Annotated in this window: 9 protein-coding genes; 6 read left to right on the top strand and 3 right to left on the bottom strand. The window is 33.4% G+C overall.

Annotated elements, in window-relative coordinates; genetic code table 11:
* Positions 1-6 precede the first annotated feature (6 nt).
* The 3 genes from ASE21_RS11700 to ASE21_RS11690 are packed head-to-tail and all read right to left on the bottom strand — an operon-like array spanning position 7 to position 2,388.
* On the bottom strand, positions 7-1,062 hold the full coding sequence (locus ASE21_RS11700; RefSeq protein WP_057122849.1) for a hypothetical protein: 1,056 nt from the start codon (positions 1,060-1,062) through the stop codon (positions 7-9).
* Positions 1,001-2,029, bottom strand: a complete 1,029-nt coding sequence (locus ASE21_RS11695) for a M56 family metallopeptidase (protein WP_082603466.1) — start codon at positions 2,027-2,029, stop codon at positions 1,001-1,003. Before ASE21_RS11695 ends, ASE21_RS11700 begins: the two co-directional genes overlap by 62 nt.
* Positions 2,026-2,388 carry a BlaI/MecI/CopY family transcriptional regulator gene (locus tag ASE21_RS11690; RefSeq protein WP_057122847.1) on the bottom strand — a complete coding sequence of 121 codons (363 nt, stop codon included), beginning with the start codon at positions 2,386-2,388 and terminating at the stop codon, positions 2,026-2,028. Before ASE21_RS11690 ends, ASE21_RS11695 begins: the two co-directional genes overlap by 4 nt.
* 277 nt (positions 2,389-2,665) lie before the next feature.
* Between ASE21_RS11690 and ASE21_RS11685 the strand changes: the two genes are divergently transcribed.
* The 6 genes from ASE21_RS11685 to ASE21_RS11660 all read left to right on the top strand — a co-directional run bounded on the left by ASE21_RS11685 (position 2,666) and on the right by ASE21_RS11660 (position 12,136).
* Complete coding sequence (locus ASE21_RS11685) at positions 2,666-4,657, top strand: ATP-binding protein (RefSeq protein WP_057122846.1); 1,992 nt, start codon at positions 2,666-2,668, stop codon at positions 4,655-4,657.
* A gap of 145 nt (positions 4,658-4,802) precedes the next feature.
* On the top strand, positions 4,803-5,480 hold the full coding sequence (locus ASE21_RS11680) for a response regulator transcription factor (RefSeq protein WP_057122845.1): 678 nt from the start codon (positions 4,803-4,805) through the stop codon (positions 5,478-5,480).
* Positions 5,473-6,738, top strand: a complete 1,266-nt coding sequence (locus tag ASE21_RS11675) for a sensor histidine kinase (protein WP_057122844.1) — start codon at positions 5,473-5,475, stop codon at positions 6,736-6,738. Before ASE21_RS11680 ends, ASE21_RS11675 begins: the two co-directional genes overlap by 8 nt.
* A gap of 69 nt (positions 6,739-6,807) precedes the next feature.
* Positions 6,808-9,219 (top strand): TonB-dependent receptor domain-containing protein, encoded by a 2,412-nt coding sequence (locus ASE21_RS11670; protein ID WP_057122843.1) that lies wholly within the window; start codon positions 6,808-6,810, stop codon positions 9,217-9,219.
* A 76-nt stretch (positions 9,220-9,295) separates the two neighbouring features.
* Entirely contained in the window at positions 9,296-11,254 is a 1,959-nt protein-coding gene (locus ASE21_RS11665; RefSeq protein ID WP_057122842.1) for an LTA synthase family protein, read from the top strand.
* 3 nt (positions 11,255-11,257) lie between these two features.
* Positions 11,258-12,136 (top strand): diacylglycerol/lipid kinase family protein, encoded by an 879-nt coding sequence (locus ASE21_RS11660; protein ID WP_057122841.1) that lies wholly within the window; start codon positions 11,258-11,260, stop codon positions 12,134-12,136.
* Positions 12,137-12,300: the final 164 nt, after the last annotated feature.

Raw genomic sequence — 12,300 nt, 5'->3', positions numbered from 1 at the left:
ATAAGTTTAATTAGCTGCCAAAGCTTTTAGGGCAATATATCGATCTAGGCTTTTAAAATTATACCCTTTTGATCGCATCGATTTAATATAAGATGGTGTTGTACCAGTGGCTTTTGCGCCTACAATTTCTTCCAGATCAAAATCGTCAAATCCAAGGCTTTTGTATTCATTCACTAAATCTGGTGTAACTTCCTGGGATTTAAGCGCAATCAAATTTTCTGCTTCAATATTTTTATATCCTGCATTTTGAAAACTTTTTATATATTCCGGCGTTACATTTAGTGACTTCATGGCGATAAGATCACTTTTTGAAATGTTATTGTATCCCAATGCTTTAAAAGAATCTATAAATGCTTTATCAATGTTTAAGGCTTTAAAAGCAATAATGTTATCATCACTGTCATCGTCGTCATCCTCATTTTTACTGGATTTATTTTCAGCTTTGTTTTCATTTTTAGTAGAACTGCGAAAATCGTTAATGTATTTTGCATCAATTCCCTGCGATTTTAAAGCAATAATATTTCCCGGACTTACGTCTTTATAACCTGAATTTCGTATCTCTTCAATAAATGCATTGTCGATACCAAGTGATTTAAATGGAACAAGATTTTCTAAATCAATATCCGGAATTGATTTTTTAATAGAAGTAATATATGCCTGGTCAACTTCTAATGCAGCAAGCGGAATAATTTGATCTTTGTCTAAATCTTTAAAACCATTTTTCTTAAGCATTTGAGCATAAGAAACTTTGATGTTTATCAGAAAGAAAACAATCAGGTCATTCTCTTTCAGCTCCACTCCTTCTTTACGCATCGCGGTGCTGTACTCTTTGTTTGAAGTAAATTTATAAGTTCCCATTCCTCTTTCTCCTTCAAATTTTCCGGTAAAAGACATTGTACCGGCTTCGCGGGTAAGCGTAAATTCGCCTTCTTTATCTCTCGGAATACTGCTTAACTCACTTAATTGAAAAGTATGAGATGAGCTGCTGTCTTCGTCACTTTTAAAAGTAATTTCTACAGTATTGTTTTTGATAACGGCAAACCAGTTTCCGTCTGTTTTCATTCCGTCCTGTATGATTGCTTTGTTTTGATTCTGTATTAGAATGCAGGTTTTGACTTTGCGCTGCCGGTTGATTAAAAAGGCAGGCAAAAAGAACCAATAGCGGGATCAGGAAAAAATATTTCCACGTCGTGTGCACATTTGATTTTTTTGAGTTCATCATGATGATTCGTTTTTTTAATAATGATTGATTATAATTGGTTGTAAGACTCAAAGGAAATTGCGGGGCTGCTACTTTTAGCAGGCTAAATTGATAACTTTCTTTTTCGACAGTATCATGACGCAGCATTTGGTCATCTGTTAAAAACTCAAGATTTGTTTCTAATGCTTTTCGCCACTGCCAGGCAAATGGATTAAACCATTGAAAGATCAGGGCGATTTCGGCAAGCAAAAGATCAATAGTATGTTTCTGTTCAATATGAATTTTTTCATGCAGCAAAATCTGATTATAGGTTTCCCATTCGTATTTTTCAGGATTAATAAAAATGCTGCTGCCAAAAGAACATGGAGCTTTATCCTCTGTTATTTCAACAATTCGAAATTTACCATCCTGAATTACAGATTTAGAATTGGTTCTAACGAGTAATATAACAGCCTGCATTAAAAAATTAAGTCCAAATATTATCACTCCAAACCAGTATAAATAAATGAGAACCTGCAATAAGACTTCAACATTTATCAGTTGTTTTGTTTCTTCGGGCGTTGTGGTCTCGACAGGCTGTTCTTTTATTATTGCCGAAGCTGTATTTTTAACCGGACTATGGATAATAGTATGACTTGCTTCAGCAGGAATTTTTCTAAACGATAATTGATGCGGAACCGGAACTAAAGGCAGCGTAAAAGCCAGCACCATACACGATAATAATACATATCTGTTTAAGTGGAAAAATGTTTCCTTTTGCAAAAGCAGTTTATAAAATATAAAACAAGCTGAAAGGATTAGCGCTGTGTATAGAATATAAGGGATCATAACTTTTCTTTTTTAATGATGCTGACAATTTCATCCAATTCATTTTCTGAAAGCTTTTGTTCTTTTGCAAAAAAGGCCAGCATTCTGGGATAAGAATTATCAAAATACTGACTAACAATATCTTTTAATGCAAACTGCTGGTATTCTTCTCTGCTGATAATTGGATAAAAGCAGTGCATATTTCCGGCTGTTTCATAATTCAAAAAACCTTTTTCTGCCAAAATCTTAACTATTGTGGCTACACTGTTATAATGAGGCTTTGGGTCTGGCAGTAATGGAATAACATCTCGTATAAAGGCTTTTTTCAAATCCCAAAATACCTGCATAATTTGTTCTTCCCGTTTTGCTAATTTTATCATGGTTAAATATTTTGATGCAAGATACTACTAATTAATTAGTAGACAAACTAATTTTTTAGTTTTTTAACTAATTCTTTAGTAACTACAAAAAATATGGGATTCTGATTTTATCCCATTGCCTTATTTTTCAGGCTGCCAGATTCTATTATGGTAAATCTTACATTTCAAAAATAAAATAGATATTAAGGGATAATTGTGTGGTTTTTTGCGGGTCCAGCCATTATTTTAGAATTCTTTAACTATTATTATTTATACTTTTGTACTTTACTTCAAGCAAATGAATACTCCTCAATATCCTATACCAAACAATGAACTCGAACGTCTTGCAGCATTAAAACGTTATAACATTCTTGATACGCTGCCGGAAAATGCTTTTGATGATGCAACAAAACTTGTTTCTTATATATGTGCTGTCCCTATTGCTCATATTTCTTTTATTGATGGAAACAGACAATGGTTTAAGTCTGAAATTGGAATTGGAGTAACAGAAGTCCCCCGCGAAATTAGTTTTTGTCAATATACGATCCTCGAATCAGAAATGGTTGAAATTGGCGATACGCATTTAAATGAGCGTTTTAAAAATGATCCCAATGTGACAGGCGGTTTTAAAATCAGGTTTTATGCAGGAATTCCGCTTACAACGCCTGACGGTTATAATATTGGAACTATTTGTGCCATAGACCATGTTTCTAAAGAACTTAATGAAAATCAGAAAAATGCACTTTCAATAATTGCCAGACACGTTATGAATCTTTTGGAATTAAGAACAAAAAATATTGAATTAGCCGCTCAGAAAAAAATTGCACAGCGTGCTGTACTGGCAAAAGACAGCTTTTTGGCCAACATGAGCCACGAAATCAGAACGCCTTTGAATGCTATAATTGGTTTTACAGACCTTCTGGCGCAGACAAACCTAAATGCAGATCAGCGCGATTATATTGACAGCGTACAAATAGCCCAGGAAAATTTACTTTTAATCGTAAATGATATTTTGGATCTTTCTAAAATAGAATCAGGCAATTTAACCATTGATACACATCCCTTTAATTTAAAAAATACATTAAAGCATGTTTACGATTTACTCAAAGTAAAAGTTCCACAAAATGTTGAATTCAATCTTTTTTTAGATGCAGATATGCCTGAAAATGTAATTGGCGATCAGGGAAGATTAAATCAGATATTGGTTAATCTTGCCGGCAACGCAATTAAATTTACAGAAGATGGTGAAATAACCATTTCTGTAAAAAAAACAGCCGAAACAGAAGACCATTATTCGCTTAGATTTTCTGTTAAAGATACCGGAATAGGAATTCGAGAAGATAAACTTACTGCAATTTTTGAAAGATTTACACAGGCAGAAGAGAGTACAACACGAAAATTTGGCGGCACCGGACTTGGCCTTAATATCGTAAAACAATTAATTGAATTGCAAAACTCAGAAATTCAGGTAAAAAGCAAAGAAGGCCGCGGCTCTGAATTTTTCTTTACGCTTACTTATAAAAAAGCCCAGTATATTGAAACCACAGCCAAAACAATTTCTGAATACAATCCCGGCTCGCTAAAAATACTTCTTTGCGAAGACAATGCTTTAAATCAGAAACTGGTAAAAAACGTTATCCATAATTTTGGTTTTGAATTGGATATTGCCGAAAATGGTAAAATAGGAATCGATTTTTTATTACAAAATAAATACGATCTTATTTTGATGGACCTTCAGATGCCTGTTAAAGATGGGTACCAGACTACAAACTATATTCGAAACGAACTGCATTCAAACATTCCTATTATTGCCATGACAGCACATTCTCTGGTTGGCGAACAGGAACGCTGTTATAAAGAAGGAATGAATGGTTATGTACCAAAACCTTTTAAACAGGAAATACTTTTAGAAGCTATAAAAACCGTAATGAGTAAAGACATTACACTGATAAAAAAGAGAAAAATAGATTTGTCTTTTCTCGATCAGGTATCACCCGGCGATCCTAAATTTAAACAGGATATGATTGATCTTTTTATTGAAAAAATTCCCGGTGAAGTGATGCAGTTAAACGAAGCTGTCAGCAATAATGACTATGATGCCATAATGCGGCTTTCTCATAATATGAAATCAAGTCTGGATATTTTTATGCTGAATGACCTTAGCAATTATTTATCAATTATTGAAAAAGAAGCCAAAGAAGAACAACTTACCAGAGACACAACAGATAAAATAAAAACGCTGCATTCTGAAACCATAGAAATCGTTAAAATTTTAAAAGAAATGCGATAAAGGCATTTTTATAAAACTTTATCAAACAGTGTTTTAAAAGGTGCTGCACTTTCTTCTTGTCAGAGTATTGTTTTTTTCTTTACTTTTATTAGAGAATACTCTTAATATTCAAATTTTCTTCAAAATTCAGAACTAAATTTGCAGTATGAAAATTCTAATTATAGAAGATGAGCAGGAAATTGCTCAAAACATCAAAACGTATTTTAAGGACAATGGCATTCAGTGTGAAACTGCCAAGACCTACAATTTGGCGTTAAACAAAATTGATAATTACGATTATGACTGTATTCTTTTAGATTTAATGCTTCCTGACGGTGACGGTTTTGATATCCTGAGAGAACTTAAAAAGAAAAATAAAACAGAAGGTGTAATTGTTATTTCTGCCAAAGAAACTCTTGAAACACGCCTGGAAGGTTTTAATCTGGGTGCAGATGATTATTTAACCAAACCTTTTCATCTGGCAGAACTGCTGGTCCGCATGCAGGCACTTATACGACGTAAAAATTTTAAAGGAAACAATAATGTTGTTTTTAATGAAATTACGATTGATATTTTCTCAAAATCAGTTACTGTAAATGATCAAAAACTGGATCTTACCAAAAAAGAACAAGATCTTTTACTATTTTTGATAGGCAATCAGGATAAAGTACTTTCTAAATCGGCAATTGCAGAACATCTTTCCGGAGATATGGCCGATATGCTGGACAATCATGATTTTATTTATGCGCACATCAAAAATTTAAAAAAGAAACTGCATCAGGCGGGCGGCGGAGATTACATCAAAACAGTTTACGGGCTTGGTTATAAATGGGAAGATGAATAAAAAAAAACTGCTTCATAAAACCACACAAAGTTTTCTTATTTATGCAGTAATCATACTTTTGATTTCTGCACCCGTTTTTTATTACATCAGCGAATGGCTGTATGTTTATGAAACAGAAGAAGTCCTTTTAATGCACAAAGGCGATTTTATTAAAGACAGCCACCAAAACTTTACACAGGCCGATATTGATTCCTTTAACAAATACAATCGCGATGTAACGATTGTGCCTGATATGGGAATCAAAAAAGATTCAATTGTCGGCAAAATGATTTATGATTCAATTGCCAAGGAAGAAGAACCCTTTTATCTTATTTATGCTCCGGTAAGTATAAATGGCAAACCCTATACGTATGTCGAAAAAATCAATCTGCTGGAAATGGAAGGAATGGTTTTCAGCATTGCGGCAATGTTTTTATTTATCATTATTATACTTCTTATTGGTATAATCTGGCTTTCTAAAGCAACTTCAAATAAACTGTGGAAACCATTTTATAATACGCTGAATCAGATTCATGATTTTGAAATTGATAAAAACAAACCGCCGCAATTTATTCGGACTGATATTGATGAATTTGATCGTTTAAATAAAAGTCTGGAACAGCTTATTGAAAAAAATACGGTAATTTATAAAAGTCAGAGGGAATTTGTCGAAAATGCCGCTCACGAACTTCAAACGCCTCTTGCATTATTTCAAACCAAAATCGATACTTTGTCACAGCTCGAATTAAATGAAGAACAATCAAATCTTATTGGTTCTTTGAGCAAAGATGTTTCGAGGCTTAACAGACTTAACAAAAACCTTTTGCTTCTTTCTAAAATTGATAATGAAATCTATCTCGAAAAAACAGAAGTCTCCATTAACGATTATATAAAAAAACATCTTGACTTTTTTACAGAACAGGCTGCTTCAAAAAACTTAACGATAATCACCGAATTTACGTCAGATTTAAAAGTAAACAGTAATCCTGCGTTAACAGAAGTTTTAATTAACAATTTGTTTCTTAACGCAATACGTCATAATGAAAAAAATGGAAAAATTGTTATCACAACACTCGATAACGAATTGATCTTTTTAAATTCAGGACAAAATATGCCTCTTGTAATTGAAAAACTTTTTAACCGTTTTTCTAAAAATAATCCGTCTTCGCAAGGAAACGGACTGGGTCTTGCCATTATAAAAAAGATCGCAAAACTCAACAAATGGGAAATCAATTATTCTTTTTACAACGATCATCATTCTTTTAGCGTGAAATTCTAAAAATTCAGACTTTCTGCAAAATCGCTTTTAAACTTTGTACTGCATTTTATTTATTATAAAACAAGTACAATGAAATTAAAAACGATTATAGTGTTTTCTTTTCTATTAATGAAAACCTTTATTATAACAGCGCAAAACCATTCTGTTTCTATATCGGGACTAATAAAAATCCACAGTACAAAAAAGCCTGCAGCCTACGCAAATGTTGTTTTAAAACTGGCCGCAGATCAAAAATTTTATGCCGGAACAGTTACGAATGAAGAAGGACGTTTTATACTGGCCAATACGGTTTCAGGAAATTACATTCTCGAAATTACCGCTTCTGGTTTTAAAACCAAAACACAAAAAATATTTGTTGGAACACTTTCTGATTTTCTTGATCTGAATACCATTGAAATTGAAGAAGATATCCATGCTTTATCTGAAGTTATTGTCAATTCAAAAACTGCTGAAGTGAGTAACAAAATGTACAAAAAAACTTTTTTTGCCGCAGATAATCTTACGCAGAGCGGCGGATCTGTACTGCAGTCCATGCAAAATCTTCCGGGCATTACCATAAACGAAGGAAAAATTCAGTTAAGAGGAAACGATAAGGTAATGGTTTTAATTGACGGAAAACAAACAGCTTTAACGGGATTTAATAATCAGTCTGGTCTGGATAATATTCCGGCTTCGGCCATTGAAAAAATCGAAATTATTAATAATCCTTCTTCAAAATTTGATGCAAACGGTAATGCGGGAATTATTAATATTATTTACAAAAAGAACAAGCAGGAAGGATTAAATGGAAAAATCGGAATTGGTTCGGGATATGGTGCTCTTTGGAAACGAAAAGGAAATTTACCTACAATTCGTCCGCAGTATCAAATGACACCAAAAATCAATCCGTCATTATCCTTAAACTATCGTAAAAATAAAATAAACGCTTATCTGCAAGCCGATTACCTTTATACTGAAACGCTTAACAAAAATGAATTTGTAACCAGAACTTACGATGACGGAACGATTATCAACCAGCAAACTGTCAGAAACCGGAATACACATTTTACAACGCTGAAAACCGGAATAGACTGGAATTATAATGAGAACAATACTTTTGCTTTTTCGGGGCTTTTTGGAAGTGAAAAAATTCTGGACAACGGCGATGAGGCTTTTTTTAACAGCGATTATTCGGAACGCCTGCGTCTTTGGCGTTTTTTAGAAGATGAACTGAAAACTACCGTTATGGGAAGTGCTTCTTACGAACATAAATTCAAACAGGCGGGCCGAAAGTTAAATACAGGAATTAATTATACCTATCACCGCGAAGACGAAAAATATTTTTTTACCAATTTTATGCCTTCTTTTACAGGAAAGGATTCTTTTAAACTTCTTTCAGATGAAAAAGTAATTGATGTAAATCTCGATTATATTCAGCCTTTAAAATACGGTCGCTTTGAAACTGGTTTTAAATTCCGAAACAGGGAAATTCCAACCAATATGCAGTTTTTTCCGGGACAGAACTCCCCTATCGATGCAAATGCAGGCGGATGGGCATCTTACAAAGAAATTATTCCGGCTGTATATTCAAATTATATTTATGAAAGTGATAAAATCGAAGCCGAACTTGGGCTGCGTCTGGAATATGTGAAATTAAAGTATGATGTAAACCCAAATCATCCAACATATAAAAGTGACGGTTATAATTATACAGAACCTTTTCCGAGTATCAGATTTGGTTATAAAATAGACGACCACAACAAAATAACTGCCTTTTTTAACCGCAGGGTCGACAGGCCCAATGAAGTTGATATTCGTATTTTTCCAAAATACGATGATGCCGAAATTATAAAAGTTGGAAATCCGGCACTTCGTCCGCAGTTTACCAGCGCATTTGAAATTGGTTACAAAAAAAACATTCAAAAAGGATATTTTACCACTTCTCTCTATTACAGAATTGTAAACGGAACAATTACCAGAATTGCCACAACAGTGCCGGGAAGTCCGCTTATTTATAATGTATTTCAAAATGCAGATAAAAGTACTTCTGCAGGAATTGAAGCTGTATTTTCCAAAGAAATTATTTCATGGTATTCTTTTAACCTAAACGGAAATCTCTATAAAAACACAATTGATGCATTTTCTGTAACCAACTTATACCCTGTTCCAACGACTTATTTTGGAGAACGCCAGCAAATGGTTTCGGGAAATTTAAAATGGAACAATACATTTCAGTTTGATAAAACCTTAAAAGGACAGCTTTCTGCTATTTATCTGGCACCGGATATAATTCCGCAGGGAAAAGTAAACTCCAGATTTTCTGTCGATTTAGGAATCCGGAAAACCGTTCAGAAAGGAAAGGGTGAAATATTTTTGAACGCAGCAGATATTTTTAATACATTAGTCCTACAAAAAAAAATAAAAAGTACAGATTTTAATTACAAATCAAAAGATTATTATGAAACACAGGTTGTCAGATTTGGTTACAGTTATAAATTTTAATTCTCATAATAAAAACAAAAATTCAGATTTAATTCAGAATTCGATTGTAAAATTTGCCCAAGTTTATTAAAGTATTATGAGTAAATTATCTTTTCGATTCGGCAGGTATGCATTGCAGTTTCACTTCATGATCTGGTTTTTAATCCTTTCTCAGATTTTAAGAATCATCTTTTTTGTTTGGCAGTACGATGAAGTTTCCTGGAACATCATTAATGTTTTAAGAACCTTGCTTACAGGATTATTTTTTGATATTGGAACCATTACTTTCGTATCGCTTATTGGCCTTATTTATTATGCCATAATGCCAAATCGCTGGGTAGGATCGTATGTAGATAAAGCATTAATCAGCTTTTTTACAACGCTGACGATGTTTATACTTGTATTTACTTTTTTTGCAGAACTTACCTTTTGGGACGAATTTAAAACACGTTTTAATTTCATTGCCGTAGATTATTTAATTTACACTCACGAAGTTGTGGCCAATATAAAGCAGTCGTATCCGCTGCCTGTTTTAATTTCAGGAGTTCTGCTTTTAACCGCTGTTTTTCTTTTCATCTTCTATAAGCTGGATGCATTCAAAGCTGCCTTTACCTCTAAAGCAAGTTTTAAATCAAGAATAAAAGTTTTGGGAAGCTCAGTCCTGATTGCCTTATTTTTTGGATTTTTTATTTGCAATTATCAGGCAGAATGGTCTTCTAACCGATACAATTCTGAAATATCAAAATCCGGAATCTATTCTTTCTTTGCTGCTTTCAGGAACAATCAAATGAAATATATTGATTTTTATACTTCTATTGATAAAAACAAAGCTTTTAAAATTGTAAAAAATAAATTAATCGATTCTCATTCAGAATTTACAAGTAACGGATTATCGATACACCGAACTATAAAAGACAGTATAGCTTCTGACGAGAAAAAAAATGTAGTTTTTATTCTGGTTGAAAGTCTGAGCGGAAGTTTCCTGAAAGAATTTGGAAATAAAGAAAACATTACTCCGTTTATGGACAGTCTGGCACAAAAAAGTGTCTTTTTTAAAGATCTTTATGCAACAGGTACCAGAACTGTAAGAGGTATGGAAGCCGTAACATTATGCATTCCGCCTACTCCGGGACAATCAATTGTAAAAAGACCGGACAATCAAAACCTTTTTACAGTGTGTAGTGTTTTTAAAACCAGAAAATATGACTGTAATTTCTTTTATGGAGGCGACGGATATTTTGATAATATGAACGCTTATTTTGGCGGAAACGGTTTTAATATATACGATCGCGGACGCGGAAGTGTTTTAAGCGATGAAATTAAAACTATCCGAAATAATATTAATGACGACGAAGTTACGTTTGAAAACGCATGGGGAATCTGTGATGAGGATATTTTTAATAAAATGCTTAAAGTAGCAGATGCGCAGTACAAAACCGGAAAACCGTTTTTCAATTTTGTCATGACAACTTCTAATCACAGACCTTTTACTTATCCGTCTGGAAAAATTGATATTCCATCAGGAACCAGCCGCGAGGGCGCTGTAAAATACACTGATTTTGCTTTAAGAGAATTATTTCAAAAAGCCAGTACAAAACCGTGGTTTAAAAATACTGTTTTTGTTATCATTGCAGACCATTGTGCGAGCAGTGCCGGAAAAGATGAAATTGATGTGGCAAATTACCATATTCCTGCTTTTATTGTAAACCTTCCGGAACAATACAATCAGAAAATTGAGAAACAATGTTCGCAGATTGACCTGTGGCCTACTCTGTTTTCGATTTTTCACTGGAATTACCAGTCTGATTTCTTTGGAAAAAATGTTCTGGATCCAAAATTTGAAGAACGCGCCCTCATGGGAACTTACAGAAAACTTGTTTTAATGAAAAAGAAAAAAGTAATGATTCTTTCTGACCAGAAAAAACAAGCTTTTTATACCTGGAATAAAACAGATAACAGCTTAAAATCTATTCCAATGGACCAGTCTTTTCTGGAAGAAACGATTTCATGGTATCAAACAGCAGATTATCTGTTTACAAACAAACTTTTAAAATAAATAATGACTTATATTCATTTTATTATAAATCCTATTTCCGGAAGCGGAAAACATAATCTGGCGGCCTCTTTCATCAAACAGCAGTTTCCGGCTGATACCTATAAAATTGAAGTAGATTATACCAAACATAAAAAACATGCAGCCGAACTGACAAAAGCTGCAATCAGCCAAAATCCTGATTGTATTGTGGCCTGTGGCGGTGACGGAACAATTAATGAAGTGGCTTCGTGTTTAATTGGCACTTCCATTACACTGGGAATTGTTCCTGTGGGTTCAGGAAACGGACTGGCTTCTAACCTTTCGATTCCGAGAGATTTTAAAAAAGCGGTCGAGATTATCAAAAACGGAAAAACTGCCGCCATCGATGCCGGAAAAATAAATGAACAATACTTTTTCAGCAATACCGGAATTGGCATTGATGCTTTAATTATAAAAAAATACGAACGTTCCGGAAACAGGACGTTATCTTCTTACGTAAAAGCGGCGCTGTCTTCGAGTATGGAATTCAAAGCGCAGGAAACTATTCTTTCTTTTGATGAAAATAAGATTAAAGTAAAACCTTTTATGGCCTTTATTTCCAATTCTAATGAAATGGGTTATAATATGAGCCTGACACCAACAGCAAGCTTAAGCGACGGTTTGCTGGATATGGTTATAATTCCGGAACTTTCTTTTACAGAGAAATTAATTTTAGGATATTATGTACTTCGCAATTCAATTGAAAAATTTAAAAAAGCTAAACACTATTTAGTTCGCAATGTAAAAATTGAAATGCCGCAAAAAATTTTTACAGACATTCAAATCGACGGTGAACAGCATAATATTAAATCTAATATTATAGATGTTTCTATACTTTCAGGTGCTTTAAAAGTATTGGTGTAGAGATTATTAATCTGAATACCAAAATTATCTTTATTAATACGATAAAAATCTTTTCAATGGCACAAAAATCAGTGCTCATAAGTATTTAAAATATAATTTGATTTAATTTCTTTTAAAATCAAAAAATACAGAATTTCTTCAAAATTGAATCTGAACTTCGACTC

The sequence above is a fragment of the Flavobacterium sp. Root901 genome (genome assembly GCF_001429765.1).
In the GTDB taxonomy this organism is placed as follows: Bacteria; Bacteroidota; Bacteroidia; order Flavobacteriales; family Flavobacteriaceae; genus Flavobacterium.
This window is presented reverse-complemented; position numbering and strand designations above follow the sequence as displayed.

What these genes read in the sequence shown, in the direction of transcription:
- ASE21_RS11700 (WP_057122849.1), bottom strand. Translation starts at nt 1,062, where the DNA reads ATGAAAACAGACGGAAACTGGTTTGCCGTTATCAAAAACAATACTGTA.
- ASE21_RS11695 (WP_082603466.1), bottom strand. Translation starts at nt 2,029, where the DNA reads ATGATCCCTTATATTCTATACACAGCGCTAATCCTTTCAGCTTGTTTT.
- ASE21_RS11690 (WP_057122847.1), bottom strand. Translation starts at nt 2,388, where the DNA reads ATGATAAAATTAGCAAAACGGGAAGAACAAATTATGCAGGTATTTTGG.
- ASE21_RS11685 (WP_057122846.1), top strand. Translation starts at nt 2,666, where the DNA reads ATGAATACTCCTCAATATCCTATACCAAACAATGAACTCGAACGTCTT.
- ASE21_RS11680 (WP_057122845.1), top strand. Translation starts at nt 4,803, where the DNA reads ATGAAAATTCTAATTATAGAAGATGAGCAGGAAATTGCTCAAAACATC.
- ASE21_RS11675 (WP_057122844.1), top strand. Translation starts at nt 5,473, where the DNA reads ATGAATAAAAAAAAACTGCTTCATAAAACCACACAAAGTTTTCTTATT.
- ASE21_RS11670 (WP_057122843.1), top strand. Translation starts at nt 6,808, where the DNA reads ATGAAATTAAAAACGATTATAGTGTTTTCTTTTCTATTAATGAAAACC.
- ASE21_RS11665 (WP_057122842.1), top strand. Translation starts at nt 9,296, where the DNA reads ATGAGTAAATTATCTTTTCGATTCGGCAGGTATGCATTGCAGTTTCAC.
- ASE21_RS11660 (WP_057122841.1), top strand. Translation starts at nt 11,258, where the DNA reads ATGACTTATATTCATTTTATTATAAATCCTATTTCCGGAAGCGGAAAA.